Origin of the sequence: Amycolatopsis sp. NPDC102389 (assembly GCF_044765885.1) — a bacterium.
In the GTDB taxonomy this organism is placed as follows: Bacteria; Actinomycetota; Actinomycetes; order Mycobacteriales; family Pseudonocardiaceae; genus Amycolatopsis.
This window is the reverse complement of record NZ_JBIWKX010000081.1, coordinates 1-22,999: the sequence shown is the minus strand read 5'-3', so window position 1 is coordinate 22,999 and position 22,999 is coordinate 1. Positions and strand designations below refer to the sequence as shown.

Genomic DNA, 22,999 nt, shown 5'->3' with positions numbered 1-22,999 from the left:
CCTCAACAGTGAACAGTCTGCCAGTCCCACCCGCGCGGCGCGGGCGAGCACGATTCCGCAATGGAGCCGACGGCACGCGGTACGCAGCACGTGCATCCTGATGGCCGGGTGGAACTCGGCGAGGTCGAGTCCTTGAAGGACAGCCGCTTCTACAACGAAGAACTCGCCCCGGTCCCGGTCGAAAAGCGGACCTGGACCACGTACACCTACTTCGCGCTGTGGATGGGCATGGCGCACAACATCCCGTCCTACGCTCTCGCGGCGTCGCTGATCGCGCTCGGGATGGACTGGGTGCAGGCGCTGCTGACGATCACCATCGGCAACCTGATCGTGCTGATCCCGATGCTGCTCAACAGCCACGCCGGGACGAAGTACGGCATCCCGTTCCCGGTGTTCGCCCGTGCCTTCTTCGGGATGCGCGGCGCGAATCTGGCGGCGTTGCTGCGGGCGTTCATCGCGTGCGGCTGGTTCGGCATCCAGACCTGGGTCGGCGGCGAGGCGATCTACATCATCGTCGGGCGGCTGGCGGGTTCCGGCTGGAAGGACTCCACCGTCGTCCTCGGCCAGCACTGGACGCTCTGGCTTTCGTTCGCGGTGTTCTGGCTGTTCCAGATGCTCGTCATCTGGCGCGGGATGGAGGCGGTCCGGAAGTTCGAGAACTGGACGGCGCCGCTGGTTTCGGTCGGCTTCCTCATCCTGCTGGGGTACGTGCTGGTCAAGGCGGGCGGACTGGGCCCGATCCTGTCCGAACCCGGGAAGCTCGGCTGGGGCCCGGACTTCTGGAAGGTGTTCGCCCCGTCGCTGATGGCGATGATCGCGTTCTGGTCGACGCTTTCGCTGAACATGCCGGACTTCACCCGGTTCGGCGGCAGCCAGGGCAAGCAGGTCCGCGGCCAGATCCTGGGCCTGCCGACCACGATGACGTTCATCGCGATCGTGGCCATCCTGACCACCTCGGGCGGCAGTGTCCTCTACGGCGAGCAGATCTGGGATCCGGCGAAACTGGCCGACCGGTTCGATTCCCCGGTCGTCGTGGTGGTCGCGCTGATCGCCTTGGTGCTGGCGACCGTGTCGGCGAACCTCGCGGCCAACGTGGTCAGCCCGTCTTACGACTTCTCCAACGCCTTCCCGAAGAAGATCACCTTCGCGGTCGGCGGGCTGATCACCGGCATCATCGGCATCGTCATCCAGCCGTGGCGGCTCTACTCCGACCCGAACATCTACATCTTCGCGTGGCTCGGTTTCTACGGCGGCCTGCTCGGCGCCGTCGCCGGGGTGCTGGTCGCCGGCTACTGGGTGGTCAACCGCACCAGGCTGAGCCTGCGGGATCTGTACACCGAACGCGGCATCTACTGGTTCAACGGCGGCTGGAACTGGCGCGCGCTCGTCGCGACGCTGGTCGGTGCCGTGCTCGCGGTCGGCGGCGCGTACGGCGGGCCGTTCCCCGCCGACGGGCTGATCCCGTTCCTGAAACCCCTCTACGACTACAACTGGGTCGTCGGCCTGGCGGGCGCCTTCGTCGTCTACCTGCTGCTGTCCCTGCCCGAACGCAACCGCACCACCGAGATCGAGGAGGATGCAAGTGAGCGACGTGGTCCGAGCCGGATTGATCCAGCAGCGGTGGACGGGTGACAAGGAGTCCATGATCGCGAACGCGATCGATGCCATCGGCAAGGCCGCTTCGCAGGGCGCTCAGGTCGTCTGCCTGCAGGAGTTGTTCTACGGCCCGTACTTCTGCCAGGTGCAGGACACCGACTACTACTCCTACACCGAAGGCATCCCCGACGGGCCGACGACGAAGCTCATGCAGGAGGTCGCCGAACGGCACGGTGTCGTGCTGGTCGTCCCGATGTACGAGGTCGAGCAGCCCGGCGTGTACTACAACACCGCCGCGGTGATCGACGCCGACGGCACCTACCTCGGCAAGCACCGCAAGAACCACATTCCGCAGGTGAAGGGCTTCTGGGAGAAGTTCTACTTCCGGCCCGGGAACATGGGCTACCCGGTGTTCGACACCGCCGTCGGGCGCATCGGCGTCTACATCTGTTACGAGCGGCACTTCCCGGAGGGCTGGCGCGCGCTGGGCCTGGCGGGCGCGAAGATCGTGTTCAACCCGTCGGCGACCAGCCGGGGTCTTTCGGAGTACCTGTGGCGGCTTGAGCAGCCGGCGGCCGCCGTCGCGAACGAGTACTACGTCGGCACGATCAACCGCGTCGGCGTGGAACCCTTGGGCGACAACGACTTCTATGGTCAGTCGTATTTCGCGGACCCGCGCGGCCAGCTCGTCGGCGAAGCCGCGTCCGACACCGAGGAGGAGATCGTCGTCCGCGATCTCGACATGGGCAAACTCGCCGAAGTACGGGATCTCTGGGCGTTCTACCGAGACCGGCGTCCGGACAGCTACGGACCCCTCGCGGAGGCGTGATGACCACCCTCATCAGCGGCGGGCAGGTGCTGTCCACGGCGGGCGCTTCGGCGGCGGACGTCCTCGTCGACGGCGAGACGATCTCGGCCGTCGGCGCGCCGGGCACGCTCGGTCCCGCCGACTCGGTGATCGACGCCACCGGGAAGTACGTGCTGCCCGGCGGGATCGACGCGCACACCCATATGGAGATGCCGTTCGGCGGGACGCATTCCGTCGACACCTTCGGCACCGGGACGACGGCGGCGGCGTGGGGCGGGACGACCACGATCATCGACTTCGCCGTCCAGGCCAAGGGGACGTCCCTGCTGTCCACTATGGACAAGTGGCACGAGAAGGCCGACGGCAACTGCGCCATCGACTACGGCTTCCACATGATCGTCTCCGACGTCAACGATTCGTCGCTGAAGGAGATGCAGGCCTGTGTCGACGGCGGGGTCGGCAGCTTCAAGATGTTCATGGCGTATCCGGGGGTCTTCTACTCCACGGACGGCGAGATCCTGCTGGCCATGCAGAAGGCGCGCGAGATCGGCGCGACGATCATGATGCACGCGGAGAACGGCATCGCGATCGACCAGCTGGCCGCGCAGGCGTTCGCCGCCGGGAAGATCGACCCGGTGCAGCACGGGCTCACCCGCCCACCGGAGCTGGAGGGCGAGGCGACCTCGCGTGCGATCCAGCTGGCGAAGGTGACCGGGGCGCCGCTGTACATCGTGCATCTCTCGGCGTCGCAGGCCTTGGCGGCGGTCGCGGAAGCGCGTGACGACGGGCAGAACGTCTTCGCGGAGACGTGTCCGCAGTATCTCTATCTGTCCATTGACGACTTGGCGAAGCCGGATTTCGAGGGCTCGAAGTACGTCGCCTCTCCCCCGTTGCGCGAGAAGTCGCATCAGGCGGATCTGTGGCGAGGGCTGCGCACCAACGACCTCTCGGTGGTGTCGACGGATCACTGTCCCTTCTGTTTCAAGGACCAGAAGGAGCTCGGCCGCGGCGACTTCCGCGCGATCCCCAACGGGATCCCCGGCGTCGAGCACCGGATGGACCTGCTGCACCAAGGGGTCGTGGCGGGCGAGCTCACCCTCGGCCGCTGGGTCGAGACGTGTTCGACCACCCCGGCGCGCATGTTCGGGCTGTATCCGCGCAAGGGTGTCATCGCGGCGGGTTCGGACGCGGACATCGTCGTCTACGACCCGGCGGCGAAGCAGACCCTGTCGGTCGAGACGCACCACATGAACGTGGACTACTCGGCCTACGAAGGGCTGGAGATCACCGGCAAGGTCGAGACAGTGCTGTCACGAGGCCGCGTCGTGGTGTCGCCGTCGGGGTTCTCCGGGAGTACGACGCACGGGAAATTCCTCTCGCGCGACCTCAACCAGTACCTGAATTGAGGTGGTGGCCGTGGACTTCGGGATAGTTCTCCAGACCGACCCGCCCGCGCGCGACCTCGTACGGCTGATGAAGGCCGCCGAGGACCAGGGGTTCCGCTACGGCTGGACCTTCGACTCGTGCGTGCTGTGGCAGGAGCCGTTCGTCATCTACTCGCAGATCCTCGCGGCGACGTCGTCGATGATCGTGGGGCCGATGGTGACCAGCCCGGCCACCCGGGACTGGTCGGTGATGGCGTCGACCTTCGCCACGCTCAACGACATGTACGGCAACCGGACGGTGTGCGGGATCGGCCGCGGCGACTCGGCGCACCGGGTGGTCGGTATGCCACCGTCCACTTTGGCCACCGTGCGCGAGTGCATGCACGTGGTCAAAGAGCTGGCCGAAGGACGCGAAGTCCTGTTGCGGGACAAGCCGGTGCAGATCCCCTGGATCCGCAACGGCAGGCTTGAGATGTGGATGGCAGGCTACGGGCCGAAGGCGTTGAAGACCGTCGGCGAACACGCTGACGGCTTCATCCTCCAGTGTGCCGATCCCGCGATCGCCCGGTGGACCATCGGTTCCGTCCGCGAGGCCGCCCGCGCGGCGGGGCGGGATCCAGCCGGGATCACGATCTGCCTCGCCGCCCCGGCGTACGTCGGCGACGATCTGGCGCATCAGCGCGAACAGTTGCGTTGGTTCGGCGGGATGGTCGGCAACCACGTCGCGGATCTCGTGGCACGATACGGCGATTCCGGGCCGGTGCCGCACGAGCTGACCGACTACATCCGCGAGCGGCAGGGTTACGACTACTCGCACCACGGGCGGGCGGGGAATCCGTCGACCGACTTCGTCCCGGACGAGATCGTCGACCGGTTCTGCCTGCTCGGGCCGTCGTCGGCGCACGTGGACCGCCTGGAGGAGCTGGCTTCGCTCGGTGTCGACCAGTTCTCGCTGTACCTGATGCACGACCAGCGCAAGGAAACCCTGAAGCGGTACGGCTCCGAGGTCATCAACCGCTGACTACCCGCATTTCGTCCTCTGAATGCGTTCTTACCGCATTCAGAGGACGAAATGCGTGGGGTCAGGCGCCGAACCAGGCGGCGAGCGCCTCGCGCAGGCCCTCGGCGTCGTCGCCCGCCCAGGCGATGTAGCCGTCCGGGCGGATCAGGAGGGCGTCGGCGGGCCGGTCCTCGGCCTTCGCGGTGTGGACGTCGGCCCGGCGTTGCGCGAGTTCACGCAGGTCGGGTCGACCCGCGAGGTCGAGCAGCACCGGCCGCGCCATCCGCAGCAGTTCGGCGACGCTGGTCGCGCCCTGATCGGTCTGTAGCGCGAGATCCGGGGCGAACGTGCCGGCGAGCGCGTGTTCGGAACCCGGCATCGGGTAGCGCGTGTCGGTCCCGGCGACGTGGGACGCCAGGCGTCGCGCGGCCTGCTCGTCGTCCAGCAGTTCCTGGAAGACCGCCCGGAGCGCTTCGGCGGCTTCGTCGTGCCCGCGCCGCAACGCGACCTGCGCCTGGGACTGCAGCAACGCCCGCGCACCGGCGGCGTGCCGTTCCGCGTGATAGGTGTCCAGCAGCCCTTCCGGCGCCCGGCCCTGGAGCTCGGCGGCCAGCTTCCAGGCGAGGTTGACCGAGTCGGACATGCCGACGTTGATCGCCGTGCCGGTGGAGGGCAGCAGATGGGCGGCGTCGCCCGCCAGCAGGATCCGGCCTTCGCGGTAACGCTCGGCCTGGCGGGCGGAGAACTGGTAGCGCGAAAGCCGCACCGGGTCGCCCAGCGGAACGTCGCCGCCGAGCACGCGGCGGATGCTGTCCCCGAGTTCGGCCAGGGTCATCGGCACGTCGTCGTCGACCTCGCCGGGATCGTCCTCCGTGGTCTGGATGAACAGGATCCCCGGCGTCAGCGAACCGAGCGCGAACACGCCGCTGTCGGTGCGGGTGAAGCCCGCCTTGATCCGGCCCAGCTCCGGCGTTTCGAGGTCGCCGTTGTCGTGCACGGTCAGCCCCTCGGGGATCTTGACCTGCCCGATCCGGTTGACCTCGGGATAAGTGGTGCCCGGGAAGCCGATCCCGGCCATTGCACGGACGGGACTGCGGCCGCCGTCGCAGCCCACCAGGTACGGGGCGGTGACCTCGTACGACCCGTCCGGGCCGCGCACCTCGGCGGTCACCGACTCGTCGTCCTGGCGAACCCCAGCGACCTCGTGCCCGCGACGCACTTCCGCGCCGAGCTCGAGGGCGTGCTCCTCCAGCAGCCGCTCCAACGACTGCTGCCGTACCGAAAGCGCCTTCAGGGGCGTCTCTTCGAACCGGGTGAGGTCCACGTGCACCCCACCGAACGGGAACCGGTGCGGCGGGACGGGGTCGGTGACGAGCCCCCGCACCCGCTCCAGCAGGCCGCGATAGTGCAGCAGGTCCAGGATCTGCCCGCTGAGGCCGTGGGCCTTCGGAGTCTTCCCCTGTTCCGGCCGCCGTTCCAAGACCAGCGGGCGCGCACCGGCCAGCCGCAGTTCGGCGGCCAGCATCAGACCGGTCGGGCCGGCACCCACGATGATCACGTCGACGTCCGTCAAATCTTCACTCCTGTTCGGCCTGTTCTCGCTACGGCCGAGGATTCTGCGGCACCACCGGGGTCTTGCCGCAAGCCCCTGGGTGCGCTATATGTTGAACATGGAGGGGCACGCCCCACCACTTTTCCGGGTACAGGCACCAGGGATCGCGCGCCCGCGAGGCGAGACGCTGGCCGGGTGACCAGAATTCGCGTCGCCGCCGCGCTCGCCCTCTCCGCACTCGCCGCTCTCACGATCACGCCCGCGGTTTCGGCCGCGCCGAAAGGCCTCGCCTGGGGTCCCTGCCCGTCCGGCTCGCCACCGGGCTACGACTGCGCCGAGATCGAGGTCCCGTTGTCCTATCAGGACCCTGGCGGACCGCGGATCACCCTGGCGCTCGGCCGTCTCCCGGCGACGGACGGGAAGCACAAACGCGGCACCCTCTTCACGAACCCCGGCGGCCCCGGGAATCCCGGCCGCTTCAGCAAGTTCCAGACTCCGTCCCTGCACCGGCAGTTCGACATCGTCGGCTTCGACCCGCGCGGTGTCGGCGCCAGCACGCCGGTCCGGTGCTTCACCTCCGACGCGGAAACCGAGCCGCTCAAACGGGTTCTGGGCACTTTCCCGATCAGCACCGAGCAGGAGACCCGGCATTTCGCCGACGTTCGCGAGGTCGTCGCCTCGTGCGGCCGCAACGCGGGGCCGCTGCTGGGTCACCTGTCCACCGCGAACGTCGCCAGGGACCTCGACAGGCTGCGCGAAGCCGTCGGCGAGCCCCGTCTGCGCTACTACGGGCTTTCCTACGGCACGTATCTCGGCGAGGTGTACGCCAACCTGTTCCCGCATCGCGTCGGCGCCTTGGCACTGGACGCCGTCGACGATCCGATCGCCTGGTCCACCGGGCACCGTCCGGAGGACGCCAACGTCCCGTTCAGCACCAGGCTCGGCGGTTTCCGGGACGCGGACCGCGCGCTGCAGGCGTTCCTCGACACCTGCGCGGCCGATGTCCGGTGCGCGTTCCGCGAGCCGGGCACGGACTTGCGGGCCAAGTACGACGCGCTCCTCGACCGGCTCGAAGCCGCACCGGGCGCGGTCACCTATCAGGACGTCATCCGGCGTACCCACCACGCGCTGACCGACGAGGCCAACTCCTCCGCGCTGGCGGAATTCCTCCAGTCAGCGACGAAACCCGTCGCGGCGAAGGCCATCGCGACGCCGTTCGATTCCGCGCTGGGCGGCGGCGGGACGGTCTGCGCGGACACCACGAACCCGCGTGACCCGGCCGCCTGGCCTCGCGCGGCCAAGGCGAGCGACCGGGAAAGCCGCGGTTTCGGTTCGTACGACGCGTATCTCTCCCTGCCGTGCGCCTTCTGGCCCGCCTCCGATCCGGCGCGGTACACCGGGCCGTGGAACCGGCCGACCGCGCCGATCCTGTTGCTGGCCAACGGCAAGGGCGACCCCGAAACCCCGTACGCGGGGGCGGAGCGGACCGAACGCATCCTCGGCAACGCGCGGCTCCTGACGCTGGACGCCTGGGGCCACGGTGCCGCGAACCGCAGCGCCTGTGTCGACGCGGCTCTCGACGCGTACCTGACCCACGGACGCCTTCCGGCTCGCGGCACCGTCTGCGCCCCGGATCACGCGCCGTTCGACGCCAGGTAGGCCCGGGCGGTGTCCTCAGTCGAGCAAGGCTTGATACACCAGGTTCCTCAATTCGACGCGGATCGGATAGGTCGACGACGGCAGCAACTGGGTGAAGAACAAGACCGTGATGTCCTCGTCCGGATCGACCCAGAACGCGGTGCTCGCCGCGCCACCCCAGGCGAATTCCCCGGCGCTGGCGAGAGTCTTCGCCTTCACCGGGTCGTCGAGCACGGAAAAGCCCAGCCCGAAGCCGAAACCGTCGTACGGCGCCTCGGAGAACCCGGTCCGTCCGCAGGTCTCCATGTCCACCCCGCCGGGCAGGTGGTTGGTCGCCATGAGCCGGACCGTGCGCGGACCGAGCAGCCGGACGCCGTCGAGTTCGCCGCCGCGCACCAGCATCTGCGCGAACCGGTGGAAATCACCCGCCGTCGAGACCAGCCCGCCGCCGCCCGAGAAGCACGACGGCGCGACGCGGCCGACCTGGCCCAGCTCGTCGTGACGGAACGGCTCCTTGGTGCCCGGGTGTGGCACGTACAGCGCGGCCAGCCGGTCGAGAGCGCCGGGGTCGGCCTGGAAACCCGTCTCGTGCATGCCGAGGGGCGTGAAGATCCGCTCGGCGAAGAAGGCGTCGAGGGATTGCCCGGAGACGACCTCGATGAGCCTGCCGAGGATGTCCGTCGCGACCGAATAGTTCCACTCCGAACCCGGCTGGAACAGCAACGGCAGCCGCGCGACCGCTTCGGAAACGCCTGCCAGGTCGAGACCGGGCGCGGCGCCGAAGTCGAACCCCGCCTCCCGGTAGAGCGCGTCCACCGGATGCGTGCGGTGGAAGCCGTAGGTCAGCCCCGCGGTGTGGGTGAGCAGATGCCAGACGCGGATCGGCTCGGCCGCGGGCACGGTCGCCGGCTTCACCGACGAACCCGCGGCGAAGACGCGCGGCTCCGAGAACTCCGGCAGCCAGCGCGAGATCGGGTCCTTGAGGTCGATGAGGCCCGCTTCGACGAGCATCATCGCGGCGACCGACGTGACCGGCTTGGTCATCGAGTAGACACGCCAGATCGTGTCGGTCTCGACCGGCAGCCCGGCCTCGATGTCGCGCTGCCCGTTCGCCGCGAGATGCGCGACCTTCCCGTTCCTGGCCACCACGGCCAGGTACCCGGGAAGCCGCTTTCGCTCCAGGTATCCGTCGAAGTGCTTGTCGATCCGGCGCAGCCGCTCCGCGTCGAAACCCACCTCGGCCGGGTCGACGTCCACCTTCAGCTCGATCATGCCGCCGAGGCTACGCGTTCCGCTCGGCCTGTTTCTCCAGTCGCCACGCCTCGTCGGTCTTCCCGATCCGCCAGTATCCGGAGATCGACAGCAGGTCGCGCCGCATGCCGCGGTCGTCCAGCAGATGACGCCGCAGGTCACGGACGAACCCGGCCTCGCCGTGGACGAACGCCTGCACGACACCTTCGGGCCAGTCGAGCCCGCGGACCGCGGCCGCGAGATCGTCGCCGCGGCTCCGGTGCAGCCAGGTGATCCGCGCGTCGCCCTTGGTGGTCAGCGACTGCTCTTCGGCGGCGTCTTCCACGAGGATGAACGCGTGCACGGGAACACCCGCCGGCATCGCCTCGAGCGAAGCGGCGATCGCCGGCAGGGCACTCTCATCCCCGGCGAGCAGATGCCAGTCCGCCTCCTCGCCCGGCGCGTACGCCCCGCCGGGCCCGGAGATCAGCAGCTCGTCGCCGGGTTTCGCGGCGGCGGCCCACGGCCCGGCGACGCCCTCGTCACCGTGGTGGACGAAATCGAGCACCAGTTCGCCGAGGTTCGGGTCGAAGGCCCGGACGGTGTAGGAGCGCATCCGCGGCCACTGCTCGCGCGGCAGTTCTTCGCGGACGCGCGCCAGGTCGAACGGCTCGGGATAGGTGACGCCGGGCACCCGGAAGTGCACCTTGACGTAGGCGTCGGTGAATTCGTTGGGCTGGAACGAGGCGATCCCTTCGCCCCCGGCGACGATCCGGACCATATGCGGGGTGATCCGCTCGGTGCGCAGCACCCGCAACCGGGTCGCCGATACCGCTCTCCGCGCCTCGGCCATCCACGATTCCTTTCCCTGGGGTTAGGTGAACCTAACCGAGCGTACGCCTCTCGCCGCCGGGCCGGGCGCCCGCGGCCGGGTCGCTCACCCGGGTGTTCTGGAAGGACGCGACGCGCCAGCCGCCGGACTCCTCGACAAGCACGTACGTCAGCGTCGATTCCCGGCCCGGCTCGGGCTGTCCACCCGAGAGCGACGACCCGCCACCGGACACGACGATCGCGACGTCCGGCCGGACGAACCGTACCTTGGGCTCCCCGCTCCCCGCGACCAGTTTCGATCCCTTGAGCGGCCCCTCGAACAAGGACCGATGCGCGCTTTCGATCGCCGTCCGGCCGGGCATGTTCATCCCGAAGAAGGTCACGTAGTCGGCGTCTTCGGTGAAGTGCGAGGCGTACGCGGCCGCGTCGCCGTCGTTCCACGCGTCGGCGAGCTCGCTCAGCACGGCCAGCACCGCGCTCTGTCGTTCGGTCATGACTTCCTCCAGTTAGACGAACGCTGTTCGTTTTACGAACACCGTTCTACAGGCGAACAGCGTTCGCGTCAAGTAGAGTCCTCGGCGAAACCCCGGATCAGGAGGCGAACGAAGTGAGCAGGCCCCGGCGTCGCGCCGAGAAACCCGTGCTGTCCCAGGAGCTCGTGGTGAAAACGGCACTGGACCTCCTCGCCGCCGAGGGGCTGGAGGCGGTGAGCATGCGGCGCGTGGCCCAGGCTCTGGAGACCGGCCCGGCGTCGCTCTACGCCCACGTCGCGAACAAGGAAGAGCTCCACGAGCTGATGGTCGACCACGTGCTCGCCTTCGGCCCGTTCCCCGAACCCGATCCGGAACGGTGGGTCGAGCAGGCGAAAGAGCTGCTTCGCGAGAACGTGCGCGCACTGACGTCGTTCCCCGGGATCGCCAAGATCGCGTGGACCATCCCCGTCCCGGTCGGCGCGAACGCCTTGCAGCAGGCCGAAGCCATGCTCGCGGTCCTGCGCGCGGGCGGCCTCGACCTCAAACGGGCACTGTTCGCCGCGGACGCGTTATGGCTCTACGCCAAGGCTTTCGCCTACGAAGGCGCCGGCTGGCAGCACGGCGACATCGACTTGGCCGAGCAGGAGGAACGGGGCAAGCGGATGGTCGAGTACATGACGTCGTTCCCGCCCGGCGCCTTCCCGAACCTGCTGGGCGCGGGCGAGTACTTCACCGCGGAGACCGCGCAGGAACGGTTCGAGTTCGCCATCGATCTTTTCCTGCGCGGCCTGGCATCCAGCACCTCGTGACAGGGCAAGGTGCTCCCAATGTGGCATTGGGGTCACTCACTGTCCCCAATGCCACATTGGGAGCACTCCCCGAAAATCCGGGCGGTCGGGCGGACAAGCTCAGAGCAGCGCGACGGCGGCCGCGTACTGCGGCACCAGATGTGCCCCCAGCGACGCCTTCGTCTCGGACATCTTCTTGCCGAACATCACCTGTGGCCGCCCGGTCTCCAACGCCCAGCGCACCACTTCGCCGTAGAAGTGGAAGTACAGGTTGGTCCGCCCGCCCAGCTCCGGCGGGAGCGCCGCCCAGTTGCGGACGATCGGCAGGGTCGGGTGATCGAGCAGGGTCGTCATGGCGATCACCCGGCCCGTGGCGGTCTCCCGATAGCAGATGAGGTGCACGTCGGGCTGCCGCAGCAGCGCGCTCCAGTAGCCCACGAACGCCGGGAGCGGCACGATCGGCACATCGTGGTGTTTGGATTCGTTGTGCCGCAGCAATTCCGCGACCTCGACCGGATCGGCGTCGATACCGCGCACGACCCGCGCCTCGATCGACGGATCGGCTTCGAAGGTGCGGAAGATCTTGCGCAGGTTGTATTTGCGTTTCTTGGCCAGCGAGTTCACCCAGTCGTCCCGGTTCGAGAACGGTGTGACGTCGAGGACGGCGACGTCCTCGGTCCGGCGCACCATCTTCGGCCCGCCGCGCACACTGTCCACTCCGGACTCACCGACCTGGCGCACCAGCAGCCCGCGCAGGCCGAAGCCGAGTTCCGCGCGCATGGCCGGGACGAAGGTGTCCAGCAGCCTGCCGACGCCACCGTCGTCGTCCTCGCCGTCGAACCACCAGCCCGGCATCGCGCCCGAACCGGGTGAGCGGACGTCGAGCCCGCCGAACCGGCCACGCCCCGCCGGGCGGGCGAACCGGTGCCGCCGCGTCAGCCCGGTGACCCACGCGGAACTGACCACGCCCCGCGGTTCCCCGTTCTCGAGCAGAACCGTGACCGGTTGCGCGGTACGCGCCGCCCACGCCTGGATGGTGAGCACCTCCCAGCTCCAGTCCGCGCGCAGTCCGGCCTTGGCCCGCAACGGTTTCCAGTACGCGGGCTCCGGATCGTGCCGGGGGTCCAGCACCTCGATCACCATCGCGTCACCGGCCTCGGCACGATGACCCCGAGCAGCGGGACCGGCTGGAAACCGAGCGACGCCTTGAGGTCGGTCAGCCCCCGGCCCATCGAGAGGGACTTCCGGTTGCCCTCGATCATGTAGCGCACGTTACGGATGACGACGTCGAAGTAAAGGTGCTTCGGCCGTCCTTCCTCCGGTGCGACCGCGGCCCAATGCTGGTGCAGTGGCGCCACCGGGTGATCGAGCACGGTGGAAAAGGCGAGCAGCCTGCCATCGGCGTCGTGGTAGGTCGAGGTGATCACGTCCGGTCTGCGCAAGAGTTCGGCGAGGTATTCGGCGGTGACCGGGCCGCGCAGGTCGAACTTCACCGGTCCCATCCGTCGGCGATGCTCACGCAGCAGGATGGCCAGTTCCAGTGCGTCGAGGTCGGTGCGGGCGGCCTCGGTGCGGACGATCACGTCCGGGTCGGCGGCGATCTTCCTCGACTGGCCGCGCAGGCTCAGCCGCCTGCTCCGGCGCAGGGACGCCAGCCACCCTTCGACATCGACGAACCGGTTCTCCAGCACCGACGTCGGCATCGTGTCGCAGACGCGCCTGCCCCGTCCGGACAGCATGCCGAGCGATTCCGCCTCCACGGTGCGGTAAAAGACGCCGAGGCAGCCGGGACCGGTGAAGCGGCAGACGGCCCGCTCGAACCGGCGCATGATCTCCCGGCGGTCGGCGGCGTCGACCGCGTCCGCGAACAACCACGGCGGATATCCGGAAAGCCACGCGTGCTGCACCTCGGCCCAGCGTGGTGCGAGCCGCGCCGGACCGCGCACGGCGCCGGGACGGTCCGAGGCGAGCGGGGCGCACAGCATCGCCAGTACCGCGGCGACGATCTCTCCACCCTCACGGATCACAGTCAAGACGTTGGGGCTGCGGGAGAACCGCGATTCCACCCGCAGCAGCCCGTAGTCCCACGGGACCGGCGCCTGCTGGGCGGCGAGGAACGCGGCCCAGCCCTCGGGTTCGGGATCGGTTCGCGGGTCGAGCACCCGCACGTCCCAGGTCATCGGCCCAGCACCGGTCTCGGCACGGCGACCGACACCAGGGGCCTGGTACCGAAGCCGAGGGCGGTCTTGTTCTCGAGCATCGCCCGGCCGGCCGTCAGTTCGCGGCGCCCGTGCGTGACCATGTGCTCCACTCCCCTGGCGTAGAAGTCGACATAGAGTCCGGGACGGCCGCCGCTCGCGCTCGGCAGCGCGGCCCACTGGTGCAGCACGCATTCGCCCCATGCGTCGAACAGCGTGCCGAATCCCAGCAGCCGTCCGGATCCGTCACGGTAGGTGCGGGTGATGACGTCCGGGCGGCGCACCAGAGCGTCCAGATAGGACGGTGCGATCGGGCTCCGCGTGTCCATGTGCAGCCCGCCGAACCGCGACCGCTGCCCACCGGCCCAGGCCCGTTCGTCCTGCCTGGCGCGGTGGGCGTTGAGCAGGACGGCGAGTTCGTGGCAGTCCAGGTCGCGCCGGGCGGGAGCCGCCTCGGTGTGCAGGTCCCCGTCCTCGCGCAGGTCGCGCAGCGTCTTCCGGCTCTCGTCGCCGAGGGTCCGTTCCCAGTCGTCCACAGTGGAATAGTCGTTGGGCAGCACGGCGGCCGGATCGATCTCCCGGGACATCCGGCCCCGGCCGTCCAACGCCGGGAGGAGTTCCGGGTTCATCGCGCGGTAGATCACGCCCAGCAGCCCAGGGCCGACGTGTGCGCAGAGCGCCCGCTCGAACAGGCGGACCACTTCCCGCCGCTCGGCCTCGTCGAGCCGGTCGTCAAGCACCCCGGCGGGATAACCGCTGAGCTGCCACAGATAGGCCTCGGCCCAGCGCGGCCGGAACCGTCCACCGAGGACGGACAGCGGCGCGAAGTCGTCCGCCCGCCAGCTTCGGCACACCATCACGGTGAAGGCGCCGACGACCTGCTCGTTCCTGCGGAGCACCGCGAGTACCGCCGGGTTCTTCGCCAGCCAGGCTTCCCGGCGCAGGACCTCGTACTCCCAGACCGGCAGCAGCCTCGCCCGGTGCAGGAATTCCCGCCAGCCCGCGGGCTCGGCCGCGCTCCTCGGATCGAGCACCTCGACCTCGAACGCGGTGCTCCTCGCCGCCACCTTCATCGTCACCATCCCAGTACCGGTCTCGGCACGGCCGCGGAGTACACCGGGCGCGCCCGGAAGCCCAGCGTGGCCTTGAGTTCGGGCAGTCCGCGCCCGGCGGTGAGCTCCTTGACCCCGCGCCGCGTGACGTAGCGCATGGCGTGGATGTAGGAGTCGAACAGCAGTCCCTGCCGCCCGCCTTCGTCCACCGGCAAGGTGCCCCAATGCTGTTTCGCCGGGCTGTCCGGGTGATCGAGCAAGGTGTTCACCGCGAGCAGCCTGCCGTCCGCGCCGGTGTAGGTCAGCGTATGCACGTCCGGACGGCGGAGGAACCGGTGCAGGAACGCCGCGGAGGGCGGAGTCCTGGTGTCGAGCGCGAGCTTGCCGTGCCGGTCACGATGTCCCTGGATGAGGGCCGCGACCTCGGCGCTGTCGACGTCTTGCCGCCCCGCACCACCCGCGACCACCACACCGGGGTCGTCGGCGAGCCTGCGCCGCTGCCGTCGCAGCCCACCCCGCCGCGACTTGGGCAGCGACGCGATCCATTCGTCTTCCGAAGCGAAGCGGTTTTCCAGTACCGCCACCGAATCGACGGCCTTCACCAGCCGCCCGCGGCCCTGGAGGTCCTGCGCGAAATCGTGACCCAGCGCCCGGTACAGCACTCCGAGCAGGCCGGGGCCGAGCCGCCGGCGCACGGACCGTTCGAACTCCCGGATCAGCGGGCGACGGTCGGCGGCGGTGATCCCCGGCGCGAACGCGACCCCCGGGTAACCGCTCAGCCAGGGCTGGCACACCTCGGCCCAGAACGGGCGCAGCAACCGGTGCCCCGGTGTCGGCGCGAAGCGGTACCGCAGCCGCGGGCGGCACACCAGCACCGAAAACGCCGCGACGATCCCGGCACCGTCCGTGACGGTGGCGAGCACCGGCGGGTTCCGCGAGGTCCAGGCGTCGAGTCCCATCACGTCGTAGTCCCACACCGGATGCAGGCGGGCGGCGCGGAAGAACTCCGGCCAGCCGACGGGAACGGGATCGGTGCGGGGATCGTGGAAACCTGTCTTCACGTGAGTACGACCGGCGTCCCGTGTCGCGGGCACGGCGCGATCTCGCCGCGGACCCCGCCAGCCGGGAGTACGTCCACGAACCGCGGGGAATCCTGGCGCAGCAACGTGAACGCGAGACCGCCCGTCGTCGGACGCGCGTAGACACGGGGCCAGTCGAGGTGCCAGCGGCCGCATTCTTCGATCGCGCCCAGATAACCCAGCGCCGGATCGTGGAGCACTCCGTACGGGCCGGAGTCCATTGTGTCCAGTTCCCGTCGCGGTACGGATTCGACCCGGTACGCACGGTCTTCGGGCAGTGCCGCGGCGAACACGGCCAACTGCTTGTCGTCGCCGACCGCGAGCACGCGACGGCCGCGGCGAAGCGCGGCGGACAGTTCCGCCAGCACACTCGGCGCCGGGACGTCGGGATCCACCACACAGCAACGAACCCCGCGCGGCAGGTCGACCGGCGGCCGGACCCCGTCCCCGCCGAGCACGACGACCAGCGCGTCCCCGCTCAGCGAGCGGGCCTTACGCAGCACGGGCCCCAGGCCCCGGCTCGGCTCGATCCGTTGCGCGCCACCGGCGAGCGGCACCAGGTCGACGATCTTGCGCACCGCCTCGGCCAGCGGCGCGGCACCCGAATCCGTCCCGGTGCGACCGGGCACCAGCACGGGATCCGTTCTGCCGTCCAGTGCCCAGCGTTCCCGGTAGAACGGCACCGTCGCGAAGGCCGACCGCACGGACCGCCGATAGGCAGCACGCCAGGCAGCACTCACCCCCACTGTCCACATGGCGCGCAAGCCTGCGCCATCGGCGCCGGTTTGGGAATACCCCGCGCCGGGTTCATCCGGTTTTCGGCCGACTTCCCACCTTTTCGACTGAGCTGAAAGGACGAACTTTCGGCATGTGCTGGCGAGAACAAAGCGAGTCTGCCTATAACACGGGAACTTTCGAGCCGGCACGACCTGCCGGACACCTGGGGCCAAGGGGACTCATGAACCGTGAAAACACAACGGGTGACGCTACGAACACAATAGCGCACGCACCGCAGGGAATCGACAGATGAGCTGGTCGATCCCCGGTCCCAGGGAAAGTGGACTCACCGTAGTCGTCCCGTGCTTCAACGAAGTCGACAACGTCGAACCCTCTTACCAGGAGATCGTCGCCGAGTTGGGGAATCTCCCACTCGAATTGCTCTACGTGGACGATGGGAGCACCGACGGGACACTGGATGTCATCCGGGCGCTCGCGCATACCGACCCGCGGGTGCGGTACCTGTCCTTCACCCGGAACTTCGGGTTCGAAGCGGCCTTTTCCGCCGGCTATCGGTACGCGGGGAAACCCTGGCTCCTGCACATCGACGCCGACCAGCAGTTCCCCGCCGCCGAAGCGGGAAAATTGATCACCGCCGCCGAGGCGGGCAACGACGCCGTTTTCGGTGTCCGCACCAATAGGCAAGACCCCTTGGCAAGACGCTGGGGCACCGCCGCCTTCCATTTCCTCGGCCGTCGCGTCCTGCGCATCGAAATCCCGCCGGGCGCGACGGCGTTCCGCCTGGTGCGCACGGAGCTCGCGCGCAAGATCGTCGATCTCCGGCTGGGCACCCCGTATTTCCTCGCCACCGTACCGAGGCTGACCAGCCGCTACACCACCGTCCAGGTGGCACACCGGGCCCGCGAACGCGGTGAGTCCAAAGTGGGCTTCGGTTTCCTTTCCTCGCACGCCATCGAGCTGTTCGTCGGCTTCACCAAGCGGCTCACGACGGTGGCTTCGACCACGGCGGTGCTGGCCGCCGGGATCTCGGTACTCGCCGGGATCGCGGCCGCGACCGGCCTTCTCGGGCAGGCCGCCGCGTCGGCACTGACGTTCCTCCTGTTCGCCGTGCTGCTGCCCGTGCTCGCGTTGTCCGTCCGCTACCTGGTCGTGGTCGGCGCGGGACAGCCGCGGCCACGGCAGTTCTACATCAGGGAAGCCAGCTTCCCGGTCGACGAGGACGACCGGCTCTACGCCTCGGCCATCGCCGAGATCCATCCTGGGGAAAGGCAAGCGGGAGTGAAGAACACCGAAGACACGGCGGCGGTACGAAGCCTGGTGATCCTGGGCGGCGCCGACGGTTCGGTCAGCACGTATCACCGGGCACGGGAGCTCGGTTTTCGCACCATCTGCGTGGACGTCCGCGCGAGCGCCCCCGCGGTGGCGCTGGCCGACGAGTTCGTCCAGGTCAGCGTCCGCGCGCCGGAACAGATCGCGGCGGCGCTCGACGGACGCGACGACATCGCCGGGGTGCTCTGCCCGGCCAGCGACGTCGGGCTGCCCGCGCTCGCCTGGCTCACCCGCCACTGGAACCTGCCGGACCCGCTGCCCGAAGCCGCCGTCGCCGCTTCCGTCGACAAGTCCGTCTTCCGCGAACTCTGCGACCGGCTGCGTCTGCCGACCTACCGCAGCGTCGGCGGGAAGCCCGGTCCGGATCTGGCACTCGCCGCGCAGCAGCTGCGGTTCCCGACGCTGGTGAAACCGGTCGACTCCTCCGGGAGCCGCGGGGTCGTCTCATGCGCGAGTCCCGGCGGCCTGACCACCGCCTTCTCGGACTCGCTGGCGTTTTCACCGTCCGGCAAGCTGGTCGTCGAGGAACACCTCGACGGCTCCCACTACACGATCGAAGCGCTGGCGGTCGACGGCCGGATCGTGTTCCACGCGGTCACCCGGCGCACGCTGACCCCGCCGCCGTTCTTCGTGACGGCGTCCCATCTGCTGCCCGCGGGACTGCCGCCGGTGGTCGACCGCGCGCTCCCGGTGATGCTGGCCGCGTTGTGCGCCGAACTCGGTTACCGCACCGGGCCGCTCACCCTCGACGCCGTCCTCGGCCGCGACGGGAAGTTCTACCTGATCGAGATGGGCGCCCGGATGGGCGGGAACGGCCTGGCCGAGGCGATCGAGCACAGCACCGGCGTCGACCTGATCGCCGCGGGGATCGCCGCCGCGACCGGCGGCGAGGTCGTGCTCTCCCCGCGCGACCCGAGGCCGACGCTCATCCACATCCTCGCCTCCGACCGCGGCGGCCGGATCGTGCGCATCGAAGGCACCGACGAGGTCCGTGCCATGCCCACCGTGCAGAACCTCGAACTGTTCGCGGAGGAGGACTCTTTCGTCAAACCGTACGAGCAGGCCGGCTACAAGATGGGCTACGCCGTGCTTTCGGCGCCGACCGTGCCCGAAGTGCTGGCGGCGGAGGACGAATTGCGCGGCACCCTGAAGTTCCTGCTCGACGAGCAGGGTTCGGCGGTACCGCTCCCTTGACCGGCACTTCGCTCACCGGCACCTCGTCGATCACGGCACCGACGCCGTCGGTGGTGCTCCGGCTGCTCGCCGGACGTGGCGTGTTCAGGCTGGCGATCCAGGCGATGGGCCTGGTGCTGGTCACCGCGTGGGGAGCACACGACTACGGCCGGTTCGCCACCGCGCTCGGGCTGATGACGTGGCTCAACTTCGTGCCGTCGGCGGCGGAGAAGTCGGCGCTGAAATGCCTGCCGCGCCTGCGGATGACGCGGGACGCGGTCGCGGGCCTGGTCGTCCGGGTCGCCGTCGTCCCGGTACTCGTGGTCCTGGCGGCCATGACGGTCGCGCTGATCGTCGCGCCGCATTCGGACGCCGCGCTGTACCTGACGGCCGCGGGCTGGTCGATCTCCGGTGGCCTGCTGATGACCGTCTCGGGCCTGCACCGGTTCACCGGGAAGTCCACTTTGGACGCGCTGGCGTTCACCGCGGGCGCGCTGGTGGTCGGCGCCGTGACGGTGGGCACCTGGTTCGTCCGCTGGTCACCGTTGACGCATCTCGTCCTGTTGCTCGGCGGGATCCTGCTCATCCTCGGCACCTCCGCGGCGCTGCTGCCGAAGAAGTGGCTGCGGGTGGAAAGGATCGACGGGCACCGGCTCCTGCCCGCCTTCGGCCGGACCACTGTGCTGCTCGGGATGACCGAAGTACTGGACGTCCTCGCGACGTCGACGGTATTCGGTGTGCTGGCCCTGGCCGGGCGGACCGTCGATAGTGGACCGTTCTACGTCGCCTTGCTGGCCAGCAGCGCGTTCTGTTCGCTGCTGTTCTATCAGCTCCGGGTGCATCAGCCGTCGATTTCGGCCCGGCTGCGCGGCAGCGGGGCGGCCGCGGGCCGGGTCCGCGCGGTCGCCTTGCTGAAGCTGGTCGAACGCGGCGCGCTCGCGTTCCTCGTCCTGGTGGGGATCGCTCTCGTGATCCCGGCGGCCCACGCGACGCTGACCGCCGAAGGCACCGCCGGCGCGTACGTGGTCCTCGGGGTCTTCGTCCTGGTCGAAACGGTGCTGTTCGCCGTCCGGCTCTACGCGGGCTTCCTGATCGAGAACACCAACAGCAAGGTCCTCACGCTCACCGCGTCGGCCTCGATCGCCGGGCTGGCCGCCACCCCGCTGGCCGCCGCCGCGCTCGTCCCGGCGATGGGGCCGGTCGGCGGATTCGCCGCCCTCGTCTTCGCCATCGGCACGCGGGCGGCCGTCCTCCGGCGGCTGCTGCGCCGCCACCACCCCGAACTCTGAACGTCGCACTGGAGAAGGAACATGTACGTACTGGGAATCAGCAGGGTCCACGACTCGGCGGCCGCGCTCGTGCGCGACGGCGAGATCATCGCTTTCGCCGAAGAAGAACGCTTCACCAGGAAGAAGCACGACGGGGACTTCCCCGCGGAGGCGATCAAGTTCTGCCTGGAGCGCGGCGGGATCACGCTCGCCGACGTCGACCACGTCGCCTACTACTGGCAGCGCTGGCGTGAGGGCATCCACGCGGCGAAGGTGTTCGCGAAGTACTTCCCGGGCACGCTGGAGGTGTTCCGCAACCAGAACGGCGACGAAGGCGGCTCGTCGGCGGGCATGGTGGAGACGTTCAAGACCGGTGGCGGTAAAGGCGTCGACGACTACCACGTCGGTGGCGCGGTGCTCGCGCACCTCAAACGGTCCTACACCCTCGAACGCGATGTGAAGGAGGCCGTGGGCTGGACCGGTCCGACGAAGTTCAAGACGCATCTGATCGACCACCACAAGGCGCACGCCGCCAGCGGATACTTCATCTCGCCGTGGGAAGAGTCTGCGGTGCTCACCTTCGACGGCATCGGCAGCGACGGCACCGCGACCTATCTGGGGCACGGCAAGGGAAACCGGATCATCGACATCCGGCGGATCAAGTTCCCGCACTCACTCGGCGCGATGTACGCCGGCGTCACCGGCTATCTGGGCTTCTACCCCACCCGTGACGAAGGCAAGATCATGGGGCTCGCGCCGCTCGGCAACGACACCTACGTCGACGCGTTCAAGCAGCTGATCCACCTCGACGACGACGGTGGGTACGAGCTCGAACTGAGCTTCTTCGGCCACCACCGCACCGGCAAGCACGTGATGTCGAAGAAGTTCACCGACCTCTTCGGCCCGGCGAGGCCGAAGACCCGGGTCACCGCGGAGAACCCGGTGCCGCAGCACTACTGCGACATCGCCTACGCACTGCAGGTCACCCTGGAGGAAGCCGGGCTGCACATCGCACGCTGGCTGCAGCGGGAGACCGGGTCGAAGCGGCTGTGCGTCGCGGGTGGTGTCGCGCTGAACAGCGTGATGAACGGGCGGATCCTGCTGGAAACCCCGTTCGAGGACTTCTTCGCCCAGCCCGCGGCCGCCGACGACGGCTGCGCGCTCGGTTCGGCGCTGGAGGTGTCGGTCGGCAAGTACGGCAAGCCCCGTCCCCGCGACGGCTACACCTACACCGGCCCGGACTACACCGAGGCGGAGATGGAACTGGCGCTGCAGGACGCCGGGGTCCGCTACACCAAGGTCGACGACATCGCCGCGCACACGGCGAAGAAGATCTCCGAGGGCAAGATCATCGGCTGGGTGCAGGGCCGGATGGAATGCGGGCCGCGCGCGCTCGGCAACCGCTCGCTGGTGGCCGACCCGCGCGACCCCGACTCGAAGACGCGGATGAACGAGAAGGTCAAGCACCGCGAGGCGTTCCGGCCGTTCGCGCCGTCGTGCCTGGCCGAACGCGCGGGCGACTGGTTCGTCAGCGACTACCCGTCGCCGGTGATGCTGCTGGTGTTCGATGTCCTGCCGGACAAACGCGACGAGGTCCCGGCCATCACCCACGTCGACGGGACCGCCCGCGTGCAGACGGTGAGCGAGTCCGACAATCCGCTGTACTACCGGATGATCAGCGAGTTCGAGAAGATCACCGGCGTGCCGATGGTGGTCAACACCTCGTTCAACGACAACAACGAACCGATCGTCGCCAGCCCGGCCGACGCGGTGGCCTGCTACTTGAAGACCGATGTCGACGCCCTCGCCCTCGGGCCGTTCTGGGCAGAGAAGGACGACCTGTGACCGCCACGTTGCCCGAGACGGACGGATGGATTCCCGCGCTTTACCGGCGGCGCAAATGGTTGTGGCTGGTGGCCGCCGTCCCGGCCGTGGTGACCACGCTGCTGATCATGGTGATCCTGCCGCCGGATCAGACGCTGGACAACGTCGTGGACTGGGCGTTCAAGCTGTGCCCGTTCGTCTTCGCGGTCGCCACGGTGGCACTCTTCCCGCGCACCAAGGCGGGGCCCGCGCTCATCGTGCTCGCGGTGTTCGTCTACATGTCCTATTTGGACACCGAGCTGATCATGCGGGTCCAGGCGTTCGCCAGGAACGCCGCCACCGACGAGGACGCCTTCCAGCCGGTGTACCAGTTCGAGCTGTTCATCGTGACGTTCATCGTCCTGTTCGGACTGATGGCGTACCGGCTGGGCGGCGGCCGGACGGCGAACGTGCTCAAGGCCGGTGTCGCGTCGATCCTCGTGGTGATCTCGGGCGCGAACGACCTGACATTCTGGGCGCTCAACGACGTCTGGTCCGCCGGGACGAAACCGACCGAGCTCAAGTGGGCGTCGCACATGATCGTGTTCCTCGGCGGGCCGCCGAGCGTCCCGGTCGCGGTGGTGTTCATGCTGGTGCACCTGGTGCTGGCGGCGATCGTGGTGGCGCTGCCGGTGGGCCGATGGGTGGACCGGGCGCTCGGGCTCGCTTCGACCTGATGCACTGGGTTACTTTCCAGGTTGCGTGTCCGTGAAGGCCTCCTTCCCTGCTCTCAAGGTAGGGAAGGAGGCCTTCACGGATTTCCTGGCTCGCGGCCTCCGGCGAGGCGCTCACGGAGCGGTCGTGAGTGGCAAAGAGGGTTATTTTGAGGGGTAAGTCAAACGTGGCATGGTCGGTGCGGGTGGGTCGTGGGGGGGGGGGGGGGGGGGTGTCAAAAAAAACCCCCCCCCCCCCCCCCCGGGGGGCCCCAGGCCAAACCAGAAAACACCCGACACCCCCACAAAAAAAACCCGGGGAAGGCGGGGTATGTTGAAAACACC

19 protein-coding genes and 1 pseudogene are annotated in these 22,999 nt (G+C 68.9%); 11 read left to right on the top strand and 9 right to left on the bottom strand.

Annotated elements, in window-relative coordinates; genetic code table 11:
- Positions 1-60: 60 nt before the first annotated feature.
- Genes ACIRGA_RS37400 through ACIRGA_RS37385 form a run of 4 tightly spaced genes read left to right on the top strand, consistent with a single transcriptional unit; the run spans position 61 to position 4,810 of the window.
- Entirely contained in the window at positions 61-1,632 is a 1,572-nt protein-coding gene (locus ACIRGA_RS37400; protein WP_400950917.1) for an NCS1 family nucleobase:cation symporter-1, read from the top strand.
- On the top strand, positions 1,583-2,425 hold the full coding sequence (locus tag ACIRGA_RS37395) for a nitrilase-related carbon-nitrogen hydrolase (protein ID WP_400950915.1): 843 nt from the start codon (positions 1,583-1,585) through the stop codon (positions 2,423-2,425). The genes ACIRGA_RS37400 and ACIRGA_RS37395 overlap by 50 nt, the downstream gene beginning before the upstream one ends.
- The gene (hydA, locus tag ACIRGA_RS37390) at positions 2,425-3,810 is read left to right on the top strand and encodes a dihydropyrimidinase (RefSeq protein ID WP_400950913.1); all 1,386 of its coding nucleotides are present in this window, start codon (positions 2,425-2,427) and stop codon (positions 3,808-3,810) included. The genes ACIRGA_RS37395 and hydA overlap by 1 nt, the downstream gene beginning before the upstream one ends.
- 10 nt (positions 3,811-3,820) lie before the next feature.
- Entirely contained in the window at positions 3,821-4,810 is a 990-nt protein-coding gene (locus tag ACIRGA_RS37385; protein ID WP_400950910.1) for a TIGR03842 family LLM class F420-dependent oxidoreductase, read from the top strand.
- A gap of 61 nt (positions 4,811-4,871) precedes the next feature.
- Here ACIRGA_RS37385 and ACIRGA_RS37380 read toward each other — a convergent pair whose 3' ends face one another.
- On the bottom strand, positions 4,872-6,362 hold the full coding sequence (locus ACIRGA_RS37380) for an FAD-dependent monooxygenase (protein ID WP_400950907.1): 1,491 nt from the start codon (positions 6,360-6,362) through the stop codon (positions 4,872-4,874).
- A gap of 174 nt (positions 6,363-6,536) precedes the next feature.
- Between ACIRGA_RS37380 and ACIRGA_RS37375 the strand changes: the two genes are divergently transcribed.
- Positions 6,537-8,000, top strand: a complete 1,464-nt coding sequence (locus ACIRGA_RS37375; RefSeq protein ID WP_400950905.1) for an alpha/beta hydrolase — start codon at positions 6,537-6,539, stop codon at positions 7,998-8,000.
- A gap of 15 nt (positions 8,001-8,015) precedes the next feature.
- On the opposite strand, the gene ACIRGA_RS37370 is transcribed toward ACIRGA_RS37375, so the two are convergent.
- Genes ACIRGA_RS37370 through ACIRGA_RS37360 form a run of 3 tightly spaced genes read right to left on the bottom strand, consistent with a single transcriptional unit; the run spans position 8,016 to position 10,534 of the window.
- Positions 8,016-9,251 carry a serine hydrolase domain-containing protein gene (locus tag ACIRGA_RS37370; RefSeq protein WP_400950903.1) on the bottom strand — a complete coding sequence of 412 codons (1,236 nt, stop codon included), beginning with the start codon at positions 9,249-9,251 and terminating at the stop codon, positions 8,016-8,018.
- A gap of 10 nt (positions 9,252-9,261) precedes the next feature.
- On the bottom strand, positions 9,262-10,062 hold the full coding sequence (locus ACIRGA_RS37365) for a siderophore-interacting protein (RefSeq protein ID WP_400950900.1): 801 nt from the start codon (positions 10,060-10,062) through the stop codon (positions 9,262-9,264).
- A gap of 31 nt (positions 10,063-10,093) precedes the next feature.
- Complete coding sequence (locus ACIRGA_RS37360; RefSeq protein ID WP_400950898.1) at positions 10,094-10,534, bottom strand: SgcJ/EcaC family oxidoreductase; 441 nt, start codon at positions 10,532-10,534, stop codon at positions 10,094-10,096.
- A 113-nt stretch (positions 10,535-10,647) separates the two neighbouring features.
- Between ACIRGA_RS37360 and ACIRGA_RS37355 the strand changes: the two genes are divergently transcribed.
- On the top strand, positions 10,648-11,322 hold the full coding sequence (locus ACIRGA_RS37355; RefSeq protein ID WP_400950895.1) for a TetR/AcrR family transcriptional regulator: 675 nt from the start codon (positions 10,648-10,650) through the stop codon (positions 11,320-11,322).
- A 99-nt stretch (positions 11,323-11,421) separates the two neighbouring features.
- Here ACIRGA_RS37355 and ACIRGA_RS37350 read toward each other — a convergent pair whose 3' ends face one another.
- Genes ACIRGA_RS37350 through ACIRGA_RS37330 form a run of 5 tightly spaced genes read right to left on the bottom strand, consistent with a single transcriptional unit; the run spans position 11,422 to position 16,334 of the window.
- Positions 11,422-12,444, bottom strand: a complete 1,023-nt coding sequence (locus ACIRGA_RS37350) for a GNAT family N-acetyltransferase (RefSeq protein ID WP_400950892.1) — start codon at positions 12,442-12,444, stop codon at positions 11,422-11,424.
- The gene (locus ACIRGA_RS37345) at positions 12,438-13,481 is read right to left on the bottom strand and encodes a GNAT family N-acetyltransferase (protein WP_400950889.1); all 1,044 of its coding nucleotides are present in this window, start codon (positions 13,479-13,481) and stop codon (positions 12,438-12,440) included. Before ACIRGA_RS37345 ends, ACIRGA_RS37350 begins: the two co-directional genes overlap by 7 nt.
- Positions 13,478-14,581 carry a hypothetical protein gene (locus ACIRGA_RS37340; RefSeq protein ID WP_400950887.1) on the bottom strand — a complete coding sequence of 368 codons (1,104 nt, stop codon included), beginning with the start codon at positions 14,579-14,581 and terminating at the stop codon, positions 13,478-13,480. The genes ACIRGA_RS37345 and ACIRGA_RS37340 overlap by 4 nt, the downstream gene beginning before the upstream one ends.
- Positions 14,575-15,612, bottom strand: coding sequence for a GNAT family N-acetyltransferase (locus tag ACIRGA_RS37335; RefSeq protein ID WP_400950884.1), 1,038 nt, complete (start codon positions 15,610-15,612; stop codon positions 14,575-14,577). Before ACIRGA_RS37335 ends, ACIRGA_RS37340 begins: the two co-directional genes overlap by 7 nt.
- Entirely contained in the window at positions 15,609-16,334 is a 726-nt protein-coding gene (locus tag ACIRGA_RS37330) for a hypothetical protein (RefSeq protein WP_400950881.1), read from the bottom strand. The genes ACIRGA_RS37335 and ACIRGA_RS37330 overlap by 4 nt, the downstream gene beginning before the upstream one ends.
- Before the next feature lie 322 nt (positions 16,335-16,656).
- Between ACIRGA_RS37330 and ACIRGA_RS37325 the strand changes: the two are divergent.
- From ACIRGA_RS37325 to ACIRGA_RS37305, 5 genes and pseudogenes are all read left to right on the top strand, one after another.
- A pseudogene (locus ACIRGA_RS37325) lies at positions 16,657-17,607 on the top strand (glycosyltransferase family 2 protein); the annotation flags it as partial.
- A gap of 39 nt (positions 17,608-17,646) precedes the next feature.
- Entirely contained in the window at positions 17,647-18,891 is a 1,245-nt protein-coding gene (locus ACIRGA_RS37320; RefSeq protein ID WP_400950932.1) for an ATP-grasp domain-containing protein, read from the top strand.
- Entirely contained in the window at positions 18,888-20,159 is a 1,272-nt protein-coding gene (locus ACIRGA_RS37315; RefSeq protein WP_400950878.1) for a hypothetical protein, read from the top strand. The genes ACIRGA_RS37320 and ACIRGA_RS37315 overlap by 4 nt, the downstream gene beginning before the upstream one ends.
- Positions 20,160-20,180: 21 nt before the next feature.
- Entirely contained in the window at positions 20,181-21,983 is a 1,803-nt protein-coding gene (locus tag ACIRGA_RS37310) for a carbamoyltransferase (RefSeq protein WP_400950875.1), read from the top strand.
- A complete protein-coding gene (locus ACIRGA_RS37305) occupies positions 21,980-22,678 on the top strand; it encodes a hypothetical protein (protein ID WP_400950873.1) in 699 nt (232 codons plus the stop codon). The genes ACIRGA_RS37310 and ACIRGA_RS37305 overlap by 4 nt, the downstream gene beginning before the upstream one ends.
- The last annotated feature ends 321 nt before the right edge of the window (positions 22,679-22,999 follow it).